The organism is Mangrovimonas sp. CR14, from assembly GCF_011764015.1.
Taxonomy (GTDB): domain Bacteria; phylum Bacteroidota; class Bacteroidia; order Flavobacteriales; family Flavobacteriaceae; genus Mangrovimonas; species Mangrovimonas futianensis.
The window spans coordinates 649471-676424 of sequence record NZ_JAAFZY010000001.1 but is presented as its reverse complement, the minus strand read 5'-3'; the positions used below and the strand labels follow the sequence as shown (position 1 = coordinate 676424).

Annotated in this window: 22 protein-coding genes; 6 read left to right on the top strand and 16 right to left on the bottom strand. The window is 36.7% G+C overall.

All coding sequences use genetic code 11. The annotated features are described in order from the left end of the window. Positions 1-21: 21 nt before the first annotated feature. The 4 genes from hppD to uvrC all read right to left on the bottom strand — a co-directional run bounded on the left by hppD (position 22) and on the right by uvrC (position 6570). The gene (gene hppD, locus GZ212_RS02950; protein WP_166957118.1) at positions 22-1182 is read right to left on the bottom strand and encodes a 4-hydroxyphenylpyruvate dioxygenase; all 1161 of its coding nucleotides are present in this window, start codon (positions 1180-1182) and stop codon (positions 22-24) included. 17 nt (positions 1183-1199) lie between these two features. Then, positions 1200-2357, bottom strand: coding sequence for a homogentisate 1,2-dioxygenase (locus tag GZ212_RS02945; protein ID WP_166957116.1), 1158 nt, complete (start codon positions 2355-2357; stop codon positions 1200-1202). A 182-nt stretch (positions 2358-2539) separates the two neighbouring features. Continuing rightward, on the bottom strand, positions 2540-4780 hold the full coding sequence (locus GZ212_RS02940; RefSeq protein ID WP_166957114.1) for a patatin-like phospholipase family protein: 2241 nt from the start codon (positions 4778-4780) through the stop codon (positions 2540-2542). Then, positions 4780-6570 carry an excinuclease ABC subunit UvrC gene (gene uvrC / locus GZ212_RS02935; RefSeq protein ID WP_166957112.1) on the bottom strand — a complete coding sequence of 597 codons (1791 nt, stop codon included), beginning with the start codon at positions 6568-6570 and terminating at the stop codon, positions 4780-4782. The genes GZ212_RS02940 and uvrC overlap by 1 nt, the downstream gene beginning before the upstream one ends. A 109-nt stretch (positions 6571-6679) precedes the next feature. On the opposite strand from uvrC, the gene GZ212_RS02930 reads away from it, so the two are divergent. From GZ212_RS02930 to GZ212_RS02915, 4 genes are read left to right on the top strand one after another with little or no spacing between them, the layout of a single operon-like run. Further along, positions 6680-7123 (top strand): RimK/LysX family protein, encoded by a 444-nt coding sequence (locus GZ212_RS02930; protein WP_053970990.1) that lies wholly within the window; start codon positions 6680-6682, stop codon positions 7121-7123. After that, the gene (gene rimK, locus GZ212_RS02925; RefSeq protein ID WP_053970989.1) at positions 7101-7973 is read left to right on the top strand and encodes a 30S ribosomal protein S6--L-glutamate ligase; all 873 of its coding nucleotides are present in this window, start codon (positions 7101-7103) and stop codon (positions 7971-7973) included. The genes GZ212_RS02930 and rimK overlap by 23 nt, the downstream gene beginning before the upstream one ends. Next, positions 7973-8944 (top strand): succinylglutamate desuccinylase/aspartoacylase family protein, encoded by a 972-nt coding sequence (locus GZ212_RS02920; protein WP_166957110.1) that lies wholly within the window; start codon positions 7973-7975, stop codon positions 8942-8944. Before rimK ends, GZ212_RS02920 begins: the two co-directional genes overlap by 1 nt. Next, a complete protein-coding gene (locus GZ212_RS02915) occupies positions 8941-9504 on the top strand; it encodes a 5-formyltetrahydrofolate cyclo-ligase (protein WP_166957108.1) in 564 nt (187 codons plus the stop codon). The genes GZ212_RS02920 and GZ212_RS02915 overlap by 4 nt, the downstream gene beginning before the upstream one ends. Positions 9505-9704: 200 nt before the next feature. Here the strand turns inward: GZ212_RS02915 and GZ212_RS02910 are convergent, their stop codons facing one another. The 5 genes from GZ212_RS02910 to ileS all read right to left on the bottom strand — a co-directional run bounded on the left by GZ212_RS02910 (position 9705) and on the right by ileS (position 15467). After that, positions 9705-10124: a lipocalin family protein gene (locus tag GZ212_RS02910; RefSeq protein WP_166957106.1), complete on the bottom strand. Its 420-nt coding sequence runs from the start codon at positions 10122-10124 to the stop codon at positions 9705-9707. 217 nt (positions 10125-10341) lie between these two features. Then, complete coding sequence (locus GZ212_RS02905) at positions 10342-10962, bottom strand: lipoprotein signal peptidase (protein ID WP_166957104.1); 621 nt, start codon at positions 10960-10962, stop codon at positions 10342-10344. 30 nt (positions 10963-10992) lie between these two features. Further along, on the bottom strand, positions 10993-11619 hold the full coding sequence (locus tag GZ212_RS02900; RefSeq protein ID WP_166957102.1) for a hypothetical protein: 627 nt from the start codon (positions 11617-11619) through the stop codon (positions 10993-10995). Positions 11620-11677: 58 nt separating this feature from the next. Then, positions 11678-12058, bottom strand: a complete 381-nt coding sequence (locus GZ212_RS02895) for a TraR/DksA C4-type zinc finger protein (RefSeq protein WP_053970983.1) — start codon at positions 12056-12058, stop codon at positions 11678-11680. Between the two features lie 4 nt (positions 12059-12062). Beyond that, positions 12063-15467: an isoleucine--tRNA ligase gene (ileS, locus tag GZ212_RS02890; protein WP_166957100.1), complete on the bottom strand. Its 3405-nt coding sequence runs from the start codon at positions 15465-15467 to the stop codon at positions 12063-12065. Between the two features lie 213 nt (positions 15468-15680). Here ileS and GZ212_RS02885 point away from each other — a divergent pair, with 213 nt between their 5' ends. Next, positions 15681-18512 (top strand): MFS transporter, encoded by a 2832-nt coding sequence (locus tag GZ212_RS02885; protein WP_166957279.1) that lies wholly within the window; start codon positions 15681-15683, stop codon positions 18510-18512. Here GZ212_RS02885 and GZ212_RS02880 read toward each other — a convergent pair. The 7 genes from GZ212_RS02880 to panC all read right to left on the bottom strand — a co-directional run bounded on the left by GZ212_RS02880 (position 18509) and on the right by panC (position 26030). Beyond that, the gene (locus GZ212_RS02880) at positions 18509-19825 is read right to left on the bottom strand and encodes a serine hydrolase (RefSeq protein ID WP_166957098.1); all 1317 of its coding nucleotides are present in this window, start codon (positions 19823-19825) and stop codon (positions 18509-18511) included. The two genes, GZ212_RS02885 and GZ212_RS02880, sit on opposite strands and share 4 nt — an antisense overlap. A 62-nt stretch (positions 19826-19887) precedes the next feature. Beyond that, positions 19888-21249, bottom strand: a complete 1362-nt coding sequence (radA, locus tag GZ212_RS02875) for a DNA repair protein RadA (protein ID WP_166957096.1) — start codon at positions 21247-21249, stop codon at positions 19888-19890. 63 nt (positions 21250-21312) lie between these two features. After that, the gene (locus GZ212_RS02870; protein ID WP_166957094.1) at positions 21313-22557 is read right to left on the bottom strand and encodes an alpha/beta hydrolase; all 1245 of its coding nucleotides are present in this window, start codon (positions 22555-22557) and stop codon (positions 21313-21315) included. A gap of 81 nt (positions 22558-22638) precedes the next feature. Next, complete coding sequence (locus tag GZ212_RS02865; RefSeq protein ID WP_166957092.1) at positions 22639-23781, bottom strand: alpha/beta hydrolase; 1143 nt, start codon at positions 23779-23781, stop codon at positions 22639-22641. A 75-nt stretch (positions 23782-23856) separates the two neighbouring features. Continuing rightward, complete coding sequence (locus GZ212_RS02860; protein WP_166957090.1) at positions 23857-24816, bottom strand: lysylphosphatidylglycerol synthase transmembrane domain-containing protein; 960 nt, start codon at positions 24814-24816, stop codon at positions 23857-23859. Position 24817: 1 nt separating this feature from the next. Beyond that, positions 24818-25168: an aspartate 1-decarboxylase gene (panD, locus tag GZ212_RS02855; protein ID WP_166957088.1), complete on the bottom strand. Its 351-nt coding sequence runs from the start codon at positions 25166-25168 to the stop codon at positions 24818-24820. A gap of 13 nt (positions 25169-25181) precedes the next feature. After that, positions 25182-26030: a pantoate--beta-alanine ligase gene (gene panC / locus GZ212_RS02850; RefSeq protein ID WP_166957086.1), complete on the bottom strand. Its 849-nt coding sequence runs from the start codon at positions 26028-26030 to the stop codon at positions 25182-25184. A 109-nt stretch (positions 26031-26139) separates the two neighbouring features. Between panC and GZ212_RS02845 the strand changes: the two genes are divergently transcribed. After that, on the top strand, positions 26140-26946 hold the full coding sequence (locus tag GZ212_RS02845; protein ID WP_053970974.1) for a glycogen/starch synthase: 807 nt from the start codon (positions 26140-26142) through the stop codon (positions 26944-26946). Positions 26947-26954 lie beyond the last annotated feature (8 nt).

The following is a 26954-nucleotide window of genomic DNA, read 5'->3' as shown; positions in this document are numbered from 1 at the left end:
AGAAAGAATTAATATTCTGCATTATAGAGTTCCTCTCTTTTCTTGCTCTCTTTCAATGGATTCAAAAAGAGCTTTGAAGTTTCCAGCTCCAAAACCTCGAGCTCCCATTCTTTGAATGATTTCAAAAAACAAGGTTGGTCTATCTTCAACTGGCTTGGTGAAAATTTGCAACAAATAACCTTCTTCATCGGCATCTATCATAATACCTAAACTTTTTAAGGTTTCAATATCTTCACGCAATTCATGGCTAAATTCTTCCAATCTTCCAGGTACTGCTCTGTAATACTCTTCTGGCGGAATAGATAAAAATTCAACTCCTCTTGATCTTAAATCAGAAACCGTACTGATGATATCATCAGTTGCTACAGCAATGTGCTGAACTCCTGCTCCCTCATAAAAATCTAAATATTCCTCAATTTGTGAACGCTTTTTACCTTCGGCCGGTTCATTGATTGGGAATTTGATTCGTCCATTACCATTACTCATCACCTTACTCATTAAGGCAGAATACTCCGTATGGATTTGTTTGTCATCAAACGAAAGGAAATTAACGAATCCCATGACATCTTCATACCATTTCACCCACGTATTCATTTCTCCCCAACCTACATTTCCTACCATGTGGTCAATATACTTTAACCCTACAGGAGCTGGATTGTAATCGGACTCCCATTTAACAAAACCGGGCAAAAATTGACCATTATAGTTTTTACGTTCCACAAACATATGGATGGTCTCTCCATATGTATAAATCCCTGCACGCACCACTTCTCCAAACTCATCCGTTTCTACCTGTGGCGCCATGTATGATTTTGCGCCACGTGAAGTTGTTTCCTCCCAGGCAGATTTAGCATCCTCCACCCAAAGAGCCACCACTTTAACACCATCACCATGCTTAACGATATGCTCGTTGATAGGATGTTTTGAATTTAATGGCGTTGTTAGCACCAATCTAATCTTGTCTTGCTTCAATACATAAGAGACAGTCTCCTTACTACCAGTTTCTAATCCTTTATAAGCGTAAGATTGAAAGCCAAACGCCGTTTTGTAAAAGTGAGCCGCTTGTTTAGCATTTCCCACATAGAATTCTACATAATCGGTTCCTAATAAAGGCAAGAAGTCTTCTGCCCCCTCAAATATTTTTTCTAGACCGTAGTCTACTGATTTAATTTCTTTGCTCATTTTGCTTTTTATTAAGGTTATTCCAACCAAGATTTAAAATAATCTTCGTCTGCTATTTTTAATGCTTCTTCGGTAACTTGTAAAGGTTTGAAGGTGTCTACCATAACGGCCAATTCTTCTGTTTTCTCCTTCCCAATACTTCTTTCTGTAGCTCCAGGATGTGGTCCATGAGGAATACCAGCAGGATGCAATGAAATATGACCTGCTTCAATATCATTTCTACTCATAAAGTCGCCGTCCACATAATACAACACCTCATCACTATCTATATTGCTATGGTTATAGGGTGCTGGTATGCTATCAGGATGATAGTCATACAAACGTGGCACAAAACTACAAACTACAAAAGCATCAGTCTCAAAGGTTTGATGCACTGGTGGCGGTTGGTGAATGCGCCCAGTTATCGGTTCAAAATCATGAATCGAGAAAGCATAAGGAAAATTATAGCCATCGTAACCTACAACATCAAATGGATGAGAAGCATAAATCATGTCAAAAATATCATCCTGCTTTTTCACTTTGATTAAAAACTCACCACTTTCATTGTAAGTTTCCAATTCTTCCGGCTTTCTAATATCTCTCTCACAGAAAGGAGAATGTTCTAATAACTGCCCAAACCAATTGCGATATCTTTTTGGGGTATAGATAGGCCTTCTTGACTCCACTATAAACAATCGGTTATCTTCTGTATCAAAATCAATTTTGTAAATAATACCCCTTGGGATTAATAGATAATCCCCATATTTAAAGTCTAAATTCCCCAAATGGGTTCTCAACTTTCCTGTGCCTTTGTGGACAAAAATTAATTCGTCTGCATCAGTGTTTTTATAAAAATAATCCTCTGTGGATTTTTTAGGTGCTGCTAAAATAATACTGCAATCACTATTAGTCAAAACCGTTTTTCTACTTTCTAAATAATCATTTTCTGGTGGCACTTGAAAGCCCCTAAAACGATAGGATTGCATGTTGTTGGCCTTGGCAACTTTAGGAGAAACATTGTATTGATTTCTGATTTCCTTAACCTGAGTTGGTCGTTGTTCATGATACATATTGGAGTACATCCCATCAAAACCAATCGTACCAAAGAGTTGCTCATAATACAGGCTACCGTCTTCCTTACGGAATTGTGTATGTCTTTTGGGAGGAATTTTTCCCAGTTTATGATATAAAGGCATGCTTTAAAATTTAAATTAAAAAATTAATGATTTCACCTAAATTTTTAGGCTTCTAAAGATACAAAATATGTAGCCTTATTCAGGATTTCTCTTGATAAGAAAATGTAGATGAAGTAACAAATAGGTCCAAAAAAGCTTCATATTTTGCAAATATGACAAAAAAAATCACAAATAATGAATAATTAGAACCAAAATCCCACATTGAAAAACCAAATACTCTCTTTAAGTTCTGGTGAGTAAGTCATTTTTGCCTCAATGGGGCCAATAAAGGTTTCCAAGGAATAGCCTAGAGCATAGCCAGAAAAGTTTGGAGTAGTTACCCATTCTCCATTCGTGAAAATGTTATCGCCTACATTGGCGAAGTTGGCCGATACATTGATGTGGTTCTTTTTGAAAATCTCATAATCCAAGGTTACTAGCCCTTTGATATAACTATCACCTGGAATACTCATGAAATCATAGCCATAGAATGCTTCAAAATTATTGATAAAGTCGTTTCCATAACCCCCAAGTACAAAATCGAGATACGGATTTTCATTTTCACCTATACGAAACCCTCCTTGAAATGAAATATTCCCGGTAAAGTTTTTAGTGATATTCTTAGCATATCCAAAGGTTCCCTTAGCGATGGAATATTCGGTGAAATCACCATTAAAATCAGATGAATACAAATACAGGTGAAAATCCCCATCCACATAAAAACCTTGATTAGGGAAGTATTTGTTATCGAAAGTATCCAATTTCAACTTCCCAAATACACTCAAATAATTACTATTCTCAAATAGGGTCTCTCCTTCATCATCTCCAGAGGCCACAGTCTCTGAGTGAATTTTTAAATGTTTATGTTCTGCTCCTAAAATGAGGGCAAAATCACGGCGAAACAAGGTTTGAAAATAAAACTGATTTGTAAAATCCTGTAACTCTACATCAAACTTATTGATACTATTGAAGGGCTGAACTGCTTGATAAGGATCTATCAACCGAGATGAAACATTCTTTTGGAATTGATTAAACCTAGACTTTAATCCGATACTCCAATAAAATCCTTTATCAATAAAGTATTCAAAATTGTACCTAATATTATCTCCTAAGCCTACATCCAAGGTGGCAATATCATTCTTAAACAAAACCGATTTCCTGGTAACATTCAACAAAGCCGCTGATTTGTACAATTCATCATAATGCAACCCGAATCTGAGATAGGTTTTAAGCTGACTTTCTTTTACATGAATATACAAATCATAGCCTTTTTGATATTTGGACGACTTTAAGCGGTTAATCACACTCTGGAAGTTATTTGTGGCTGCCAAATTATTAACGCCTGTCACCAAATCTTCATAAGAAATTTCGCTCTGAGCCTTGAATTTTAATTTACCAATGACATAGCTACTTGTATATTTTTCAGTACCAGAAACAATAATGGAGTTGATTCGCAAACTATCAATGGGTTTTATCGTTAATCTTTCTCTTGGTTTTTTTGTTTGCTTTCCAGCCAAATGACTAAGTGTATCTGCCAGTTTTTTGGCTGCAATTTCCCCTTGTGTTATAATTTCATTCCCATCGTCAAAAGACATGACGGTAAAGTCTTCAATATCTGGTTTGATATATATATCAGTCCGTCCAATCTTTCCCTTCATGTCATTGATGGTACGATAATTATTGATTTGCAAAAGAATGGACAAGGCTGATTTTAATTGGTCTCTATCAGCCAAACCGTCTTGTACATCTACCCCTATAATCACATCCATACCTTTGGCTTTCAGCTCATCAATGGGATAATTATTGACCACCCCTCCATCAATCAAAACTTGATCATCAATAATGACGGGTTGAAATAATGACGGGAAAGCGCCACTTGCCGCAATAGATAGTGGTAAACTGCCTTTATCTAAAATCACCGGCTCCCCAGTTTCTACGTTGGTAGCCACACAGAAAAAAGGAATATCCAATTGATCAAATTGATCAACATCACAGGTGTGCAATGTCAACTGTGACAATAAACTCAACGTATTTTGCCCTCTTGATAGAGCTGATGGTAAGTTGATTTTATAATTATCAAAGGGAAGGGTAATGGCATATTTCTCTGAGTTGTCCCGCTCGTAGAATGTTTTAGATGCCCGAGGTAACTCATCATTTATAATTTTATCAAAATCGACATCCCGAAAAATGGAGTCTAGAGCTTTTCCTGAATAACCAGAAGCATATAAGGCACCAACAATAGCTCCCATACTAGTTCCAGCTACATAATCAATCCGAATCCCCAAGCTATCTATAACCTTAAGAGCACCTATATGTGCCAACCCCTTGGCTCCACCACCACTTAAAACGAGTCCCACCTTGACCTCATCATCAGTTCTAGCCTGTGAAAAAGCAGAAGATGTTACGAATAACAAAAGCAACAGAAAAACAATGGGGCTTTTCATTAATTATGATAGTATTTATATATTTTTTCAGCTCTGGATTTCCCAACTACAGCTTCCAACTCATCCAATTTCGCGTGGGATATCCTTCTTACCGACTTAAACTTTTTTAATAACTCAACTATGGTTTTTTCTCCTACACCGGGAATGGTTTCTAACTCGGTATTCAATGCTGTTTTGCTTCGTCTATTCCGATGGTGTTCAATCCCAAATCGATGTGCTTCATTCCTAAGTTGCTGGATGACTTTTAAGGTTTCACTTTTCTTATCTAAATATAAGGGAATTGGGTCATTTGGATAAAATAATTCTTCCAAACGTTTAGCAATTCCGATTATCGCAATCTTACCTCTCAAACCCAAAACATCCAAGCTCTTTAAAGCCGAGGACAATTGTCCCTTGCCCCCATCAATTATGATCAATTGTGGTAAGGGTTGCTCTTCTTCAAGCAAACGTTTGTAACGGCGATATACAACCTCTTCCATAGAAGCAAAATCATCGGGTCCTTCAACTGTTTTTATATTGAAATGTCTATAATCTTTTTTACTAGGCTTACCATCCTTGAATACCACACATGCAGCCACAGGATTCGTTCCTTGAATGTTACTATTATCAAAACACTCAATATGCCTAGGTTCTCTTTTTAATCTTAAGTCAGCCTTCATTTGGGCCATAATGCGATTGGCGTGTCTATCTGGATCTGTAATCTTCACCTGTTTTAATCGTTCCAATCGATAGTATTTAGCATTGCGGGTAGATAAATCCAAAAGGTGTTTTTTATCACCCAACTTGGGGACTGTTATTTTTATTCCTCCTCCCACTTCAACATCAAATGGCACATATATCTCTTTTGATTTGGAATGAAACCGCTGTCTTAGTTCTGTGATGGCTAACTCCAACAACTCATGGTCAGTTTCCTCAAGTTTTTTCTTGATTTCAAGTGTATGAGATCTAATGATGGAGCCATAAGACAATTGCAAAAAATTTACATACCCAAAGCTCTCATCGCTCACAATGGAAAAGACATCTACATTGCTAATTTTCGGATTTACAATAGTAGATTTAGATTGGTAATTTTCTAGCACTTCTATTTTTTCCTTTATTTTTTGCGCTTCCTCAAAACGCATTTCCTCGGCATAGGCTTTCATCTGAGACTTAAACTGATTCAGAGAATCTTTAAAGTTCCCCTTTAAAATTTCTTTTATCGAGTTAATATTTTCATGATAAGCCACTTCAGTTTCCAAACCTTCACAAGGTCCCTTGCAATTGTCCAAATGATACTCTAAGCAAACTTTATATTTATCTGCCTCAATTTTATCTTGGGAAAGGTCATAATTGCACGTGCGTAACAGAAAAAGTCCTCGAATCAACTCCAACAAAGTGGAAACGGTTTTCATACTGGTATAAGGACCAAAATACTCACTACCATCCCTGATGACCCTTCTAGTACTAAAAACTCTTGGAAATCGCTCTTTTTTAACACAAATCCATGGGTAGGATTTGTCATCCTTGAGCATGACATTATACCGTGGCTGATACTTTTTGATGAGATTGTTTTCCAACAAAAGCGCATCGGTTTCCGTGTCAACAACAATATGCTTAATGTTGGCAATCTTTTTGACAAGTACTCTTGTCTTGCCATAATCATGATGTTTGTTGAAATAGGAAGAAACCCGTTTCTTTAGGTTTTTAGCCTTTCCCACGTAAAGAATCTTACCGTCCTTATCAAAATATTGGTAAACTCCCGGTAAATCCGGAAGCGTTTTCAATTGAATTTCGAGCGATGTGTCGGCCATTTTCCCAAAGTTACAGATATATCTATCAATGCATTGAAATTTAATGTAAATTTAAGCTTTTTGAAGCATCATATTCCTTACATTGTGCCACTTTTTAAAACCCTAAGAGATGGAGAAGAAAATAATTGGTAGGACAGACGTAGCAGACTTCCCTAAGCTAGGATTGTTTCAAGTGGATGTAAAAATTGATACAGGAGCTTACACTTCTGCTATCCATTGTTCGCAAATTGAAGAAAAGGACCAAAAGCTTTACTGCACCTTTTACAGTGCTGGCCACCCCAACTTTAGTGGGAAACAAGTAATATTTGATTCCTACTCTAAAACGGATGTAAAAAGCAGTAATGGATTTAAGGAAAATCGATTTAAAGTAAAATCCAGTATCATATTATTTGGTAAAACCTATACAATTAATTTAACTTTAAGCACGCGGGATGATATGAAGTTTCCCGTTTTGCTTGGAAGGCAATTTTTAAACAAAAAATTTTTGGTTGATGTAAGTCAACAAAACCTATCCCAAAACCAATGTGCCCATGAACATTGTCATTCTGTCTAGAAACACCAACCTGTATTCAACAGAACGCCTAATTGAAGAAGGCTTTAAAAGAGGTCACGAAGTAGAAGTGATCGACCCTTTGAAATGCGATATTATTATCGAAAAGGAAAAACCCACCATCTATTACAAAAACAGATATCTGGATTATGTGGATGCCATCATCCCCAGAATTGGAACATCGGTTACCTTCTACGGTTGCGCCGTTGTAAGGCAATTTGAAATGATGGGAGTTTTTACAACAGCCACTTCTGATGCTATCATTCGCTCTCGAGATAAACTAAGAAGCCTACAACGCCTAAGTAAAGCCGGGATTGGTATGCCTAAAACGGTTTTCACCAACTATTCACGAGATGTTGAGGAAGTCATTGAACATGTAGGCGGAACACCCGTTATTATTAAGCTTCTGGAAGGTACCCAAGGATTGGGCGTGGTTTTGGCTGAAACCAAAAATGCAGCCGAATCTGTATTAGAAGCCTTTAATGGTTTGCAAGCTAGGGTTATCGTTCAGGAATTCATTAAGGAAGCGAAAGGGGCTGACTTAAGAGCGCTGGTGGTTGATGGTCAAGTAGTAGGCGCTATGAAAAGACAGAGTAAAGAAGGTGAATTTCGCTCCAATTTACATCGTGGCGGATCAGCTTCCTTGATAAAGCTAAGTGATTCAGAACTAAAATTAGCCATGGGAGCGGCAAGAGCATTGAAATTGCCTGTTTGTGGGGTGGATATGCTACAATCTGCTAGAGGTCCTCTCTTACTAGAAGTCAATTCAACTCCTGGTTTAGAAGGCATAGAAAAGGCTACGGGACGTAACATTGCTAGAGCTATCCTTACCTACATAGAAAGAAACAAATAATGACCGACTCACAGAAAAAATCCATTCATGTCTTAGGAAAGGAGATTCGTGAAGGCGAACGATGTGAATTGCGCTTTGATGTGGCCAATTTGCATACCTCTTCCAGTGTGGATGTCCCTGTGATTATTGAACGCTCTAAAAAACCCGGACCTGTTGTTTTGATTACAGGCGGTTTACATGGTGATGAAGTTAATGGAGTTGAAATTGTAAGACAAATTATTTCCTTAGGCATTAACAAACCCAAACGAGGAACTATTATTTGCTTACCAGTAATTAATGTGTTTGGGTTTATTAACCTAACTAGGGAATTTCCCGATGGCCGTGATTTGAACCGTGTATTTCCTGGCACTAAAAAGGGCTCATTAGCGAGCAGGGTGGCTTATAAATTAGTGAATGAAGTCATCCCTGATGTTGATTTCATTATGGACTTCCATACAGGGGGAGCAGGCCGCTTTAATGCACCACAAATCAGAATTGTCAAAAACGACCCCGAATTAGACCATTTGGCTCAGGTTTTTAATGCGCCATTTGTGCTATACTCCAAAAACATCAAGAAATCATTTCGAAATGTGACCAGCAAGTTAGGCATCCCAATGTTGTTGTTTGAGGGAGGTAAATCTAACCATATAGACCCTCAAATATCAGCGACAGCTGTAGAGGGAATTAAGCGTACGCTAAAGCATTTGGACATGCTGTCAACTAAATTCAAAGTAACACGCCCAAGGAAGAAGCCCGTTTTCATTTTGACAAGCAGGTGGCAAAGAGCCAATTTTTCTGGCATGTTCAAGGCTATCATCACTGTCAATAGCTTGGTATCCAAAGGGGATGTTTTAGGTCACATAACAGATCCTTACGGAAAATTTATACATCCCGTCAAGGCCTTTAATTCGGGATACATTATCAATGTGAATGAATCCCCTATCGTTTACCAAGGAGATGCTTTGTTTCATATTACTACCAAATTAAAATGACCAAACAGGAATTGAGGAAAGCCTACAAGGCCAAACGAAATACCCTAAGTGAAGATGATATCCTGAACCTTAGCCTTCAAATAGCCAATAGACTGTTGACCATGGATATTTGGAATCACAGCTTTTATCACATTTTCCTATCCATAGTTGAACAAAAAGAAGTTCATACTGACGATATCATTCATATTCTCTCGGGAAAAGACAAAAACATCGTCCTTTCCAAAAGTGATTTTGAAACAGGAACCATGACTCATTACTTATTGACAGATGCCACAGTTCTTAAAAAAAATTCCTATAACATACCAGAGCCTGTTGACGGAATTCCTATTCCTTCTTCCAACTTAGAGGTTGTCTTCGTTCCTTTAATGGCATTTGACAAACAAGGGCATAGAATAGGCTATGGCAAAGGGTTTTACGATCGATTTCTTGCAGATTGCGGACCTGACACCATAAAAATAGGACTGTCCTTTTTTGAGCCTGAAGACCATATTGCAGAACGATTTGCGAATGATATCAATTTGGATTATTGCGTTACCCCGAATAAGGTATATGCTTTTTAAAAAAATTAATTTAGTTAAATCAATTATTAAGGAGGTAACAATTAGATTACCCCTAGCACCCAACAATGTTAGGTGCTAGCGTGGGTATTCATAGGTAAGATCAAAAATCTTTGGGATGACAAAACTAACAATTTTACATTCTCCTGAATGTACGTAGTTCTACGTATTTTTTACTTTATTTGATGAAATTCAGCCTAGTTTTAAATGTCATCTAGTTTTTCCCAAGTATGCTCCATGACTTCATCACTATAAGGATCTATGTTTTGTGTTATCATCTCATTGTCTGTTAGCGATATGACTGTATAGGTATAGGATGGGCCGTCTGTTTCCTGAAAGGTGATAAGAGAATTTTCAAAAACGTAAGTACCTATGGTTCTATCTAAAGACTCACAGGCATCATTGTAATATCGCATTTCTTGAAAATCTGTCGCTCCTACAGAAAGTATCAAAGGGCAATATAAAGTAATTGGATCCCCTCCCTCTATTGAAAGTGCAACATGACCCCATACACCCCATAAAGCTCTATTTTGATTTTGAGAACTTCCTTGTTCGTCATTAGAAGAACAAGAAAATAAAATAAATAGCATTAAAAACCAGAATAAGTAGTTTTGTTTTATCATGGGGCAATATTTAGGCTAAAGAGATGTGAATGGTTTATTTTGGGGTCAAATATAAACATTATCACCAAGTTTTGGAAAGCCTCAAGAGTTTCCCTTGCTTTTGCCTAAATATCAAAACAGAAACTGTTTTGATGTCTTGTCCTTAAAAATAAACCACACACCTCCCCTATGGAAGCAGAAAGGACTACATATAAAAAAGTAGTTTTTTTTAAAGAATTTAATTCTTTGAAAAAGCCTGTCGGTTAAATACAATTAGCATCCCAAAACCTGTGCTGATGGCTACATCGGCTACATTAAAAACAGGCTCAAAAAATGTAAAGAATTGACCGCCATAATAAGGAATCCATTCTGGCAAATAACCTTTCCAAATAGGAAAATAAAGCATATCAACCACCTTCCCATGAAACATGGATTCATAGCCTCCCTCTTGTGGTAAAAACGTAGCTACTTGGCCATAACTATCACTAAACAAAATTCCATAAAAAACGGAATCCAGAATATTACCCAATGCCCCTGCAAATATTAAGGCCACCGCCAAAATCATAATTTTAGAAGTCCTTTTTCTGGTAACATCATAAAGCCAATAGCCTATACCTAAAATGGCAACAATTCTAAAAATGGTTAAGGATAACTTGGCTACCCGATCGGACATAAAAGGAATAAAATCACTTATTTTGGTCCCCCACGCCATCCCATCATTTTCCACAAAATAAATCTTAAACCATTTGAAAATTGCTACATCTTCCCCTAAGACAAAATGGGTCTTTATATATATTTTACTAATCTGGTCTACCAATAAAATAAGAATGATAAAAACAAGGGATTTTTTTAAGGACATGCAGCGTATTTGAATAGCAAAAATAGAAAATTATTCTTCAGTTTTACGCAACCGAATGTTTCCGTTAATAGTCCTCAACTCAATATCATTAGAACCCGGACCTAAAGTTTCTTTAGAGACGCTTCCATTTTTGGAAATGAGGTGGGCATTTCCTTGATCGGTCACTAAATTTATGTCACCTTGAAGGGTATGCACTGTAATATTAGGGTGGTGCAACCAGCCATCAAAATGCCCCTGCTTTAATTCTACTCTTAGCTTATGATATTGCCCTCTTACCATAATTGAGGCCAAATCACTTCTTACAGATACAACTTTTTCGTTGGGAACCTTAACGTGTAAAACAATAGAAAGAGCTTTATGAGCTGCCAATTTATCGTCTGGAGCTTTAAAGATAGGTTGGAATGCCGTAGAAATCTTTAAGCTATCCAAATTCGATTCCGTCAACAAAATGACCTGTTCATTATATTCCCCCTCAACAGCCATTTGAATTTCTATCCTATCTTGTTTGGTGGTTTCCAAGTTTATTCGAAAACACTGGTCGCAATCTATTTGCAAAAATGCCACCAAATCGTCATCAAAGGATTTATGCGTGACCTTTTGAGAGAACGCAAATAGAGTTCCCAAAAACATTAAAAAACAGCTAACATGAATCTTCATAAAATAAAAAGCGCTTCAATATAAATTTGAAGCGCTTTAGATCTTTTAAATATATTTTTTATTGCATGTTTTTGGCTTCAATGCTTAAAGTTGCATGAGGTACCAATTTCAAGCGTTCTTTGCTTATTAGTTTTCCAGTAACACGACAAATACCATAGGTCTTGTTTTCAATTCGAATCAAGGCATTCTTTAAGTCTCTAATAAACTTCTCTTGACGAATGGCCAATTGGGAGTTGGCTTCCTTACTCATGGTTTCGCTTCCCTCTTCAAAGGCTTTAAATGTTGGAGACGTATCATCTGTACCATTATTCAAATCATTCATATAAGCGCTCTTAATCAGCTCCAAATCATGTTTGGCCTTTTCAATTTTCTCTTGTATTATGGCTTTGAATTCTGCTAAATCCTTATCTGAGTATCTTACGTTTGCATCTACTGACATAATCTTAATGTTTTTGTATGAACAACTTGGTATTTATTTCGTCGAAAGCAATTTCTATACCATCATTCACTTGATCTAAAATTTCAAGTTCTTCAGTTAGTGTTTCTTCTTTTATATATTCCATATTTGAAGCGACTGCCTTTTCAATGTTTTCTTCCCATTGCAGGGAAACATCAATACGATCGGTTACTTCAAATCCTGAATCTTTACGGAGGTTTTGGATTCGGTTTACCAACTCACGGGCAATACCTTCTTCACGTAAATCTTCATTAATGGTAACATCAAGGGCAACGGTTAATGAACCCTCGTTGGCAACCAACCAACCCTCAATATCTTGTGACGTTATTTCAAAATCATCGCTGCCTAAAGTAATATTTTTTCCGTTAATATCAACGTCAATTTCGCCATTTTGCTCTATTTTTTTGATGTCATCCGCATTAAATTGAGCCACTTTAGCCGCTATAGACTTCATATCCTTACCATATTTAGGCCCCAAAGCTTTAAAGTTTGGCTTGATATTCTTAACCAAAATATCAGAAGCATCTTCTAGAAGGTCTATTTCTTTGATATTAACTTCTCTTTTAATCAAATCCCCAACTGCCAAGATTTCTTCTTTTTGTTGTTGGTTATCTATGGGAACCATAATCTTTTGCAATGGTTGACGTACCTTGATTTTCTCTTTGGCTCTTAAAGAAAGTACCAATGAAGAAATAGTTTGTGCAGCTTCCATTTTGCGTTCCAATTCCTTGTCAACAAACATCTCATCAAACTGTGGAAACTCCGCTAAATGTACACTTTCAAATGGTTCCTTTTGGGTCACACCATTCAAGTCTTGATATAGCTTATCCATAAAGAATGGAGCAATAGGAGCTCCCAACTTAGCCAAAGTCACCATACAAGTATAAAGTGTCTGGTAAGCAGAGATCTTATCTGTTTCATAATCTCCTTTCCAGAAGCGCCTTCTACTTAACCTTACATACCAATTACTCAGGTATTCCTGAGTAAAATCTGAAATAGCTCTAGCCGCTTTGGTAGGCTCATAATCGGCATAAAACGCATCCACTTTTTGAATTAAAGTATGCAATTCCGATAAAATCCATCGATCCAGTTCTGGGCGTTCTTCCAAAGGCAAATCCGCCTCACTATAAGTAAAATTGTCTAAATTGGTATATAAAGAAAAGAACGAATAGGTGTTATAAAGGGTTCCAAAGAACTTACGTTTCACCTCTTCAATTCCTTCTATATCAAATTTAAGATTGTCCCACGGGTTGGCATTACTAATCATATACCAACGGGTAGCATCTGCCCCGTAAGTGGAAAGTGTTTCAAAAGGATCAACGGCATTCCCCAAACGCTTGGACATTTTCTGTCCGTTTTTATCAAGAACGAGTCCGTTTGATACCACATTTTTATAAGCTACCGAATCAAACACCATAGTTCCAATAGCATGTAATGTATAGAACCAACCTCTGGTTTGATCAACTCCTTCGGCAATAAAATCAGCCGGATAAGAAGTATGACCATCTATTTTCTCTTTATTCTCAAACGGATAATGCCACTGTGCATATGGCATGGAACCAGAATCAAACCAAACATCAATCAAGTCACTTTCTCTTTTCATCGGTTTCCCTGAAGGGGACACCAAAGTAATCTGATCAACAATATTTTTATGTAAATCTAATTTGTCATAATTGTCATCAGTCATATTCCCCACTTCAAAGTCGGCAAAAATATCTTGACCCAGAACCCCCGCTTCGATTGCGTTGGTCATTTCCGACTTTAATTCTTCAACCGAACCTATACACAATTCTTCTCTTCCATCTTCAGTTCTCCAAATAGGCAAAGGAATACCCCAATAACGCGAACGCGACAGGTTCCAATCATTGGCATTGGCTAACCAATTTCCAAAACGCCCTGTACCTGTAGCCTTAGGTTTCCAGTTAATGGTATTGTTTAAGGCTACCATACGTTCTTTCACATCAGTCACCTTGATAAACCAAGAATCTAATGGATAATACAAAATTGGTTTATCTGTTCTCCAACAATTCGGGTAACTGTGCTTATATTTTTCAACCTTAAAGGCTTTATTTTCAATTTTCAATTTGATGGCCAACTCAACATCAACAGATTTTTCTGGCGCCTCTCCATCTGCATAATACTCGTTCTTCACATATTGACCAGCAAATTCACCCATTTCAGGACGGAATTTACCCTGTAAATCCACCAACGGAACTAAATTGTCGTTTTCATCCTTGACCAACATAGGAGGCACTTCTGGGGTCGCCTGTTTGGCTACTAAGGCATCATCTGCACCAAAAGTAGGTGCCGTATGCACAATTCCAGTACCATCCTCAGTAGTTACGAAATCTCCAGAAATTACCCTAAACGCATTTTCTGGGTTTTCAAAAGGTAGGGCATAGGCCAACAATTGCTCATATTTGATTCCTACCAAATCACTCCCTTTAAATTCTTTAAGAATGCGGAAAGGAATCTTTTTATCCTCTTGGGTATAATTGGCAATATCTTCGGCCGATTCAGCCTCAAAAAACTTACCAGAGAACTGCTTGTTAACTAAAGGCTTCCCTAAAACCACCTTTATTGGCTCAAAAGTATATTGGTTAAAACTTTCGACCAATACATAATCTATTTTTGGCCCTACAGTTAAAGCTGTATTACTTGGTAACGTCCAAGGTGTTGTAGTCCATGCTAAGAAATGAATGTCCCCTTCTCCCTGAAGAAAATCAGGTAAGCTTTCTGGTTTAGCTTTAAATTGAGCCACTACTGTTGTATCAGTAACATCCTGATAGGTTCCTGGCTGGTTTAATTCGTGTGAACTTAGACCCGTTCCTGCCTTTGGCGAATAGGGTTGAATGGTATAGCCTTTATACAATAAGTTCTTGTCATAAATCTGCTTCAACAACCACCAAACACTTTCCATATACTTAGGCTCATAGGTGATGTATGGATCATCCATATCAACCCAATACCCCATTTTTTCTGTAAGGTCATTCCAAACATCAGTATAACGCATTACAGCTTTTCTACAGGCAGCATTATAATCCTCAACAGAAATGGTTTTACCGATATCCTCTTTAGTAATTCCCAGCTCCTTTTCAACACCCAACTCAATAGGCAAACCATGTGTATCCCAACCAGCTTTACGCTTTACTTGGAATCCCTTCATGGTTTTGTATCGAGGGAATATATCTTTGATAGCTCGTGCCAAAACATGGTGAACACCAGGCAAGCCATTAGCTGACGGTGGACCCTCAAAAAACACAAATGGCTTAGCGTTTTCTCGTGTGGTGACACTCTTTTCGAATATGTTATTTTCTTTCCAATAATCAAGGATTTCACTAGCCACATTTGGCAAGTCAAGGCCTTTATATTCAGGGAATTTCTTACTCATTGTTACATGTATTCAAATCGACGTGCGAAATTAATGATTTTTAGAGAAATAAGCTGATAAAATATGGGATTTTAGAATGACTGACGCTGATTAAACGGTTTCATTTGCTAACAAACCCAAAAACACCCCTCCTTAGAAAGTTTAAATTTTGTTAATTCCCTATACGCATTGATTTAGAATGCTTAATATTAAGTGAATAATCATTCTTACATTTTGATAAGAGCCTTAATCAACAAAACATTTGGGCTGCGAGACGGAGAAATTCGCATTTCATTCCTAATGCAGCTTTATATCTTTTTAATAATTACCGTTTTATTAATCGTAAAACCCACTGTTAATGCTTTGTTCTTGTCAAAATTGGGAGCCGAACACTTGCCCTTGGGATATATTTTAGTGGCCGTGATTGCTACTTGTATCACCTACTTTTACAATCGTGCTGTTGTTAGATTCTCATTGAACAAGGTAATTACTACAACCCTAATTTTCTTTAGCTTAGGGTTTATCTCCCTCTATTTAATCATGAACTCTGGAAACTTAGGGGAATACTATTTGTATATCTATTATGTAGGTGTTGCTCTATTTGCCGTGATTGCTACTTCTCAATTTTGGATGTTAGCCAATTTGGTTTTTAATGCAAGAGAAGCAAAACGCCTTTTTGGTTTTATAGGAGCGGGAGCTATAGCCGGTGGTATTTTTGGTGGTTATCTTACAAGTATTATTGTTTCTCGATATAGTAACGGAGATGCCATCCTATTGGCGTCCTTCTTTATTTTGTGCTGCATCCCAGTTATTCAACAAATCTGGCATTGGAGGGTTAAAAAACTAAATGAATTCACTAAAAAACAGCGAATACAAGTTGAAACTTCATCACATGAATCAGCATTTAAAATTGTTTTAAAATCAAAGCATTTATCATATTTAGCCCTTATTACTGGACTGGGCGTGATTGTTGCCAAAATAGTAGATTTCCAGTTTAGTGATTTGGCCCAAAAGTCCATTACAGACCCAGATAAACTTGCCTCATTTTTTGGGTTTTGGTTTTCTACCTTCAATGTCATAGCCTTAGGGACTCAATTGTTTTTAACCAATAAATTACTTAGTAGACTAGGCGTATCTTCATCCCTATTAATCCTACCATTGGGCATCGCATTAGGAAGTTTGCTTCTCATTGCCATTCCAGAATTATGGGTTTTAATATTAATCAAAGGTATTGATGGTAGTTTTAAACAAAGTTTAAATAAAGCGGCAACGGAATTATCAATCATGCCGATACCCTTCCAAATTAAAAATCAAGCGAAATCTTTTATAGATGTGGCCGTTGATAGTATGGCAACAGGTTTTGCTGGTCTTATGCTTTTTATAATGGTTAGGAAACTAAAATTAGAGTCCTTCCATCTCACCTTATTGGTAGTGTTCTTCTCCCTCCTTTGGATTATTCTAATCTATAAACTCCGGGAGACTTATTTTAATTCCTTTAGACTCAATATCCAACGCAACTTGAACTATGATCATCATGAAGAAAAGAAGCATAATAAAGCTTCTACATTGGCATATGCTAGAAAAGTTTTTATTTCAGCTACCCCAAAGGAAATAATTGATTTATTGGGAAGATTAAGCCCCTATAAAATTTCGGCACTCAGACCAGAAATAATTCAGTTGTTAAAACACCCTTCAAACAAAATTAAAAAAGCTGTAATTCGGCAATTACATCATTTTAAATCGGACGTATCTAAAGAAAAGATTGAAGCACTATTAAAGGAACCAGACCCAGAAGTAATTTATTATGCCCTTGAATATTTATTGGATTTCTCTTATAAAAGTAAAACAGCATTTTTTGATCAATTTTTAAACCATCATGACCCAAGAATAGCGAGGGCAGCATTACTTTGTTTAGCCAAGGAAACATCACAAAACAAAAAATTGGCTAAAAAATATCATTTGGAATCACGAATTTCAGATTGGGTCCAAGAATTAAGTGCTCCCGATGGATTTTCTAATAAAGTGGAAGTTGCAGAACTATTGGAAACCATAGCCTATTCTGGCATTCAAAAATATTACCCATTCATCAATATTCATTTATACAACAAAAGTAAGTATATCGTAAAACGTGCCATTAAAGCAGCTGCTATTACATTGGAAAAAGATTACATTCCGTTATTAACCCCATTTTTAAAGGAAAAAGCTTTCAGAAATCAAGCCATAAAAGCTTTAAAAACTTATGGCCCCGATATTTCAACTCGCTTACTACATATAGATGATGAAATTAATTTAGATGATGAAATCAAGCGATTTATTCCAAAAATAATCGGGGCATTTGAAACACAAAACTCAGTGCAAATGCTATCCAGGTTACTTAAAAACGAGGATGTTTATATCAGACTTGAAGCTTCAAAAGCATTGGTAAAATTAAAATCAAAAAACGAGAATCTCATTTTCAACCGTAGATCTTTCAAAAAATCAATAATAAGGGAATGTGAGTTTGCCAAGGAAACTTTGGATGTTTTAAGTTCCATAATTTACGTGTTGAAATCACAAGATATTCAGCACCAGGAAGATGACGACCAATTCGAAATAAAAATCGCTCAGGAAAGTTTAAAGGACCTTTTGGAAAAACAATTAGATCAAAGCTTTCTTTGCATTTTCAAACTATTGAGCATTCTCTACGAAGAGGCAGATATGAATGTGAGCTACTCGGGTATTCTGAGTGAAACAAAGGAAGCACGAATCAACGCTTTGGAATTCTTGGACAATTTATTACAAAGTCAACTAAGCAATAGAATTTTACCATTAGTGGAATATTATATTGTTGAAGAGCAAGAATTGAAGCATGTCCCTTTAAAAATCAATATTGTTCCAGAGATGGCCTACCTCAAACTTTTACTCAAGAAAAGAGATAATCGTGTTAAGTTAGAAGTTTTACACTTGATAAAAGTTCTAAATTTATCCACTCTTTCATCGGAAGTTTCAGACATGCAAAAACACACCAATAGAGCCATAAGAATCTATGCAGCTGAAACTATGAAACAGTTTGCCAATTCTGCTTAACCATCACCTTGATCTTCATCATCCCTATAATCTACATCAAGTTCGGAGGGCATACTATCCAAATGATCTTTAGTAATCAAATCGTCAATTTTTCCAGCTAAATACATGTGAGCTCCTGCCGAATTTTTGTTGAGAACATTGGTCATTAAACAAACTATATACTTGGTACCATCATCGTGTTCGACAATGATAACTGAATTCATATAATTGTAGACATTGCCAGCGTATTGCTTACAATTTGGATCTTTTTCCCTATCACATTTATAAAAACTTCCCGATTTAAAATAAACAGCGGCGCTATCCAATTTAGGTGATCTCGCATACCTAATACGTCGGTCTGTCAAATAAAGTAAACGCTTAATCTCCAAACTTGATTGCGCGTCAACTACTTTACCCTGTTCTAATTTGACTAAATATTTCATCAAGCCTTGTGGCGTCCCTATGCTTCCTCCCTTTCGGCCAACATATTTTTCTGCAGCTCTGGTAAACATACCTCCCAAGCGCCATTCATCTTCACTAATACCCAATTCTCTTAATGGTTCATTAACCACCATATTTGCCAAATTGGTTAATGAATCTCGAGGTGTTTCCTTAAAATAATTTTCAGCCTCTTCCTCAGTCAACGTAAAATAATATTCTTCAAAAGCAGCCATTAACATTGCTTCGCGGTACATTACACTAGCGGCGCCATTGTTACTTACAGATACCATATGGTCCAACCATTCATATAAAGAAAAGACATCACTTGCCTGTACTTTTCTCTTAACCAATTTATCTTTTTCTATATCATAAACTGGTATGGTATGATGGTCACCAGTACCCCAATATCGAGACGACACATTCCTGTTTTTCAAATAACGAACCCTATCCTCCCAAGAATCTGGACATAATTTCCCCAGTTGATAAAACACAGCATTTAAAACAGCTATCTTACCTACACTACCGGGCTGATATCCCACATTCTCCTTATAAGCCGCATATTTGAGGTTCTCGGGATCAGACATATCCAGTACAGCGGCTGAATATTTCCCACTAGGAAATAGCTTATTGACCCGACTTTCAAAATCTTTATTCTCCACCAATATCAAATCAACACTATCTTCCTTTATGTTAGTTAGATTCAATTTAATATCTGCCAAATTTTTATAAGCCCCTGGCGGAATACGTTTATATGGAATACTATCCTCTTTAAACTTTTGAATTTGGTATAATCGTTTAATACCAGTCGTTTCATACCCGTCAATAGGATAGAAAATAAAACTTAAGGAAATAAAGACGCCAAGAAAAACTAGAGGCAAAAGTGTTCTTTTCATAATATAAAACAATATCTCCCTAAATATAAATGATTTAAGATGAATATTAAAGTTCTAAGGAATTAAACCAACCATCCAACCAAATCTTCTATTTTGGCAATCAATTGAATTTTAATCTTGGTGTGTTTTAAAGATAGCTTGTTGAATTTTGAGATGAAAATAGTAGAAAAGCCCAACTTCTCTGCTTCCAAGATGCGTTGCTCCACTCTCTGAACGGGTCTAATTTCACCAGATAAGCCTACTTCCGCTGCAAAACAATAGTCTTGTGGTATAGAGACATCTTCATTTGACGATAAAATTGATGCCACTACTGCCAAATCAATAGCAGGGTCATCTACCGTAATACCTCCAGTGATATTCAAGAACACATCTTTAGCACCCAACCTAAAGCCGGCACGTTTCTCTAATACCGCCAAAAGCATATTGAGACGCTTTGCATTAAATCCAGTTGCAGAACGTTGTGGCGTGCCATATACAGCGGTACTAACCAAGGCCTGTACCTCAATCATCAAAGGCCTCATTCCTTCCAAAGTTGCTGCAATAGCATGACCGCTCAACTCATCATCTTTTTCAGAAATAAGAATCTCACTTGGATTATTCACTTCCCTTAGGCCGGAACCCAACATTTCATAAATGCCTAATTCATTAGTTGAGCCAAATCGGTTTTTATGTGCCCTTAGGATTCTAAACACATGGTTTCTATCACCTTCAAATTGAAGAACCGTATCTACCATATGTTCCAATATTTTCGGACCAGCAATTGTTCCATCCTTTGTAATGTGCCCAATCAATATAACCGGAGTTGCCGTTTCTTTTGCAAACTTGATCAATTCAGCCGTACATTCCTTAATCTGAGAAATACTACCCGCAGAAGATTCTATAAAATCACTATGTAAGGTTTGAATCGAATCAATGACCACAATATCTGGTTCCACCGTCTCAATTTGCCTAAAAATGTTTTGGGTGTTTGTTTCTGTAAGTACCAAACAGGTTGTGTTTTGAGGATTGATTCGTTCGGCACGCATTTTTATTTGCTTTTGACTCTCTTCCCCAGAAACATAAAGGGTTTTAAAAGGAAGTTTTAAGGCAATTTGTAAGAGAAGTGTACTCTTTCCAATTCCAGGCTCCCCTCCAAGTAACGTTAAAGACCCAGGAACCAAACCGCCACCAAGAACCCGGTTGAACTCCTGGTTTAAAGTGTTCCACCTTGATTCTTCTGTTGAATCAATTTCTGCAATTTTTAACGGCTTTGAAACGCGTTTTGCGGATGAAGATGTAGAAGATTTCCAATCGCTTTTTTCAGATTTTTGAACGACTTCTTCCACAATGGTGTTCCATTGTTTACAAGTAGTACACTGCCCTTGCCATTTGGAAAACTGACTACCACAATTTTGACAAAAAAAGGTTGTTTTGACTTTAGCCACAAAATAAAATTTGGACTAAAAATAAGCGATATTTATGGATTATTGTGGAGTAACTTGAGAATTTTAATCTTCAGTGCTACCTTCGACAGCTACCCCTTCTGTTAGCTCTTCTGTCAAGATTTCAGCGCCCTCTCCTTCCAAGTCTGGATCTTCAATATCCTGTTCTTCTAGAGTGGCCTTAATCTCCTGTAATTTTAAAGAAACATCTTCATAAGTGATACTGGTTGTCGCATCTAATAACAGAGCTTCTTCATAAAATTTAACTGCTTTTTTAGGTTTCCCAATTTTCTCTGCATGCTGCGCCAGATAATAATCACCTAACATGGATTCTGGATATTCCTTATTGGCCAATTTTCCTAATTTTTCCAAGGATTCCAAGTCTTCACGTTCTTCAGCCACAGCTACTACTTTTTGAAACTCTTCCTCAGCAATAGGTTTAACGATTCCAAAACGGTCTTCAATCTTTTTGTATCGATCCACTAAATATTTATCTAAAGTACCTTCATAAGGAAGCACTTTTTCCTTTAACTCCTTTTCTTGCAATGGCTTATACAATTCAAATATTTTGTCAAAAGCCCTAGAAATAGCTCCCGTTACTAAAGTATAATGGGATTCGTCTTTAAATTCATCAAAATAATAGGTGACATTGGTATTTTCTATTTGTTTGATCTTTCCATTAGTTTCCATGATAGTCTCATGCAACATGCGCTTATCATCTGTACTCGTAGCCATATAATAGAAAAATTCACTTCTTGCATTAGATAATCTATGAACGATATTGTCTCCCATAGACCCTTTCAAATCTGGACTTAAATTCACATAGGCATGGAACAAGGGCTTGTCTTTTAACATAAAGGAGTTGATGAAGTTCCCCATAATGTTGTGACCAACAGCCACTCTAAAATCACTTGTTTTATATTTAGAATCCAAATACGGAATCAATTCCTGTCCAACAAATTCAAAAAAACGAGCCCCAGACTCTAATGGTAATCCAGTTACATCATCAAAAAAACTGTCATAAACTCTTTCATTTCCTTGAACTACACCAACAATAATGGAACCTGGCATTTCATCAAAGTAAGATTGAAACTTGGTTTGTCCCACTACTGGCTCAAACAGGTAATCTGCGTCAAATACAAAAACCAAAGGATATTTCAAATTTGAGCTTGGGTCATAATTCTTTGGCAAATGAATTTTAAGTGTTCTTTTAGAATTCAGCTTAGAAGACTCAAAAACTTTGGTAGATGTTTGGGCGAAAGTAACACCAATAATGGTTAAAGCTAGTGTTAGGATTAAAGCTTTTTTCATGATAAGTAGAGTTAGATTGCGACGTAAACATACTACTTATTAGTTAAAATGCTAAATTTTTTCGACGAAATACAATATTGATTAATTCTCGCCCTTAATTTCGTACATCTTTTCAAGCAACATATCCTTATCAATAAACTGGGATGATTGAAGAAGCAAACCACTTTGGTAGCTATGTAAGGCACGTTTCAAATCGCCAGCCTTTTCATGCCACATACCCATATAGTACGAACTAATCATAGAATCTGGGTATTCCTTTTTTGCCCATTTAGCCAAATTTTCAAGAGATTCAATATCATCCTTTTTATTAGAAGCAGCTGCTATAGCTCGAATATCATTTTCAATCAGCTTTTTCTTGAATCCGTAGAAAGATTCAATACTTTCATATTTTTTAACAAGATAATCATAAGGCGACCCTTCATATGTAAGGATGTCTTCTTGATATTCCTTTTTAGTAATAGGCTTGTATAAATTAAATATTTGACTAATGGCTTTTGGCAATGCCAACCCCACCAATGAATAATGGTTTGTGGCTTCAAAATTATCAAAACGGTAATGAAATTTAGGGTTTTCGACGGCAGATAAAACTGCATTACAAGACTCAATTCCTTCTTTTAAAGCAGAGGCATCTTCTTCTCCAGTAGCCAAATAGTAAAATGTATCTGTCTGGACAGCTGGCATCTTTTCTCCCAACCTTTCAACCATCATAGGTGACAAGTCTGGACTTAAAGATACATAAGCTCTAAACAGAGGCAATTCCTTGAACAAATAAAAATTCAAAAAGTTGGCGCTCAAATCATGACCTACTATGATTCTAAAATCAGATGCGTGATACGTATCATTGATATAGGGCACCAATTCCTGTCCTACAAATTCAAAAAACTTAGCCCCATCCATCGATGGAAAATAATTCTCCTCTGTAACCGAAAAGTCATCGGTACGTGTTTGATCTTGATTAATCCCTACCACGATACAACCAGGCATATCGTCCCAATAAGACTGATAATCTACATTACCTATTACTGGCTCAAACAAGTAGTCTCCATCAAGAACCACAATCAATGGATATTCAATTTTCTCTTCGGAATCGTATCCGCGAGGTAATTGGATTTTAATTTCACAATTACGCCCTAATTTGGCCGAATTGAAAGGCTCATAAATAACTTGGGCAGTCAACGACTGAAATAAAAGCAGAACAAAAGTGAGGCAGATAAATCTTTTCATGAATAGGGGTTAAGTTCGTACCTTATGGCAAGATAGCAAATTTGAAGTAGGTTTTAAAATAAAAATGTTTCGGAATCAGTTATTTTTCAATCGGTTATAAATTGGCAATAAGATTAGAGACAATCCACCCAAAAGCACCAACATAAAAGTTTGGGAGGCCCAGGTGATCCAACCAAATGCCAAACTAGGAGCTTTTGCCAGCCCATAAAGGGAAAAAGCTGCAAATACAGCTAATGGGTAAGCACCTATGCCCGCATTGGTTGCTGCAATACTAAAACTAGCAGAAATGAAACCTAACAAAGCCATACCTAGAGTGACACCTCGCAATTCATCAACTGCAAAGGTTACTACATAAAACATGAGTATATACATCACCCAAATAAATACGGTATGCCCCATAAAAGCCCATTTATTTTCCATTCTTGTAATACTTAGAACCCCTTGAACCAAACCATTAACGAAGTGCTTTATTTTAATAGCCCATTTGGAAGAACTTTTAAAAACTAGAAAAGCGAACGCTCCAAATGCTAAAAGCAACAAAACCAAACCAATACCCAAATTTTGACTTTGAATCTTACCCATAAAAAAACTGGAAATAAAATCAAATTGAATGAAGAGGGTCATCGATATGACTACAACCATCATAAGTAAATCGGCCATTCTTTCAGCCACAATGGTCCCAAAAACCTTTTCAAATTCCACCTCTTCATAAGTGGTAAGTAAGGAGGCTCTAGCAACTTCACCCGCTCTAGGAATGGTATAGTTAATTAAATATCCTGAAAATACAGACATCACACTATTCCAAAAATCTACTCTGTAACCCAAAGGCTCTAATAGGTATTTCCATCGATAGGCTCTTGATAAATGACTTAATATCCCAAAAAGAACTCCTAAACCAACCCAAGTATAATTGGCATTTTTAAAGTATCCCAACAATTCATGGAAGGACACTTGCTGCAGTGAAAACCACATTAAAAAAACTCCCAATAAAATTGGGAGTATGATTTTTGAATATTTCTTTAATGTGGAGCTCAAATTATTTCAATAAATTGGTGCTTTCATCCGGAAAAACAAGAGCAGGCTGAAACGTTTTGGCCTCCTCAAATTCCATAATGGCATAGCATATTAGGATTAAAGTATCTCCAACCGATACTTTCCTTGCTGCCGCTCCATTCAATGTAATTTCTCCGCTATTTCTTGGTCCAGGAATCACATAAGTTTCTAATCGTTCTCCATTATCATTGTTCACTATTTGAACCTTCTCACCTTGGATAATGTTAGCAGCCTCCATTAGGTCTTCATCAATAGTGATACTCCCAATGTAATTTAGGTCTGCACCTGTACATTTTACCCTGTGAATCTTAGATTTTACTACGTGTACTTGCATGTGGCAAAGGTAATTAATTTAAAGCGATATTATCAATCAATCTTATTTTATCAGCGTATACCGCTATAAACGCTCTGTAATGTTTGTTTTTAGACTTTCTTTGAATTGGTTTTAAGGTTTCCGAATCAGCAATAGTAAAATATTCCAATTGAAACATGGCATGCTTAGCTAACTGTTTTTCAACCCACTCCGTAATTTTATTAGCACTTTTTGTGCCAAACTTTTCTTTGGCAGTATTCAAGATCTTATAGATTACAGAAGCCTTTTCTCGTTGATCTGGAGTAAGCCTCATATTTCTGGAACTCATCGCCAATCCATTGGGCTCTCTGTGAATTTCACAACCCTTAATCAATACGGGAATCTGATGCTTTTCGACCATTTTCTCAATAATCCGTAACTGCTGATAATCCTTCTTTCCAAAATAGGCGACATCTGGTTCAACGATTTCAAACAAGCGCTTTACAATGGTTCCCACACCATCAAAATGGCCAGTCCTGAATTTACCCTCCATTTCGTGTTCTAAACCGCCAAAATCAAAATGCTCTGCCACCGTGTTTCCTTCGTACATATCCTCAACAGATGGTGCGAAAACCAAAATATCTTGGGAAACCTCCTTTAACAAAGTAACATCCTGCTCCAAAGTTTGTGGATAATTATCCAAATCCTCCTTTTTATCAAACTGGGTTGGGTTCACAAAAATACTCACCACCACCCAATCATTATCATTCAAAGCTTCCCTAACTAGGCACAGATGGGCCTCGTGTAAAGCCCCCATAGTAGGCACTAAACCTATTTTACTTCCTTTAGACTTGTAGGCATGAATAACCTTCTGCAAACTTTTCTTATCCTTGAAAATCGGCATATTTAGTAAAAAATTAACGGGCGCAAAATTAATATTTTAAAGGGAATCTGCATAAAATTTTGTAATTTCGCATGTTTTTTATTCTGAATTGCCAAAAACTTACAAGTTTATGAAAGATAAGAGGATATTGTATGTATCATCTGAAGTAGTGCCTTATTTACCCGAAACCGAAATCTCTTCCATGTCGTTTGAAGCCCCAAGGATGGTAAACCAACAAGGTGGGCAAATTAGGATTTTTATGCCAAGATATGGTAATATTAATGAAAGAAGACACCAACTACACGAGGTGATTAGACTTTCAGGGATTAATTTGGTCATAAATGATTTAGATATGCCACTTATCATTAAAGTAGCCTCCATCCCAAAGGAACGTATTCAGGTTTACTTTATTGACAACGACGAATATTTCAAAAGAAAAGCAACATTAACCGACGAAGAAGGTAATCTCTTTCCAGACAACGATGAGCGCGCCATATTTTTTGCAAAAGGTGTTATTGAAACGGTTAAGAAATTAAATTGGTCTCCAGACATTATTCATGTACACGGATGGCTAGCTTCTTTATTGCCTCTTTATCTAAAAGAATACTATCAAGACGAACCCTTATTTAACGAAAGTAAAATAGTAACTTCTATTTACGGACAGAGCTTTGATGGTACATTGAATAAAGGCATGTCTGGGAAAATTAAATTTGACAATATCAGTGATGCCATGGTCAATACCTTGGAAGAACCAACCTACAACAACTTAATGAAGGTAGCCATAGACAATTCTGATGCCTTAATTGTAGGTTCTGAAGTCATCCCTGATGAATTGGAAAACTACTTAACCAACTCCAACAAACCGGTATTGGATTTTAAACCATTTGATGATTTTTCAGATGCTTATACCGAGTTTTACAATGAATTGCTAGGTTAAACGTTTTA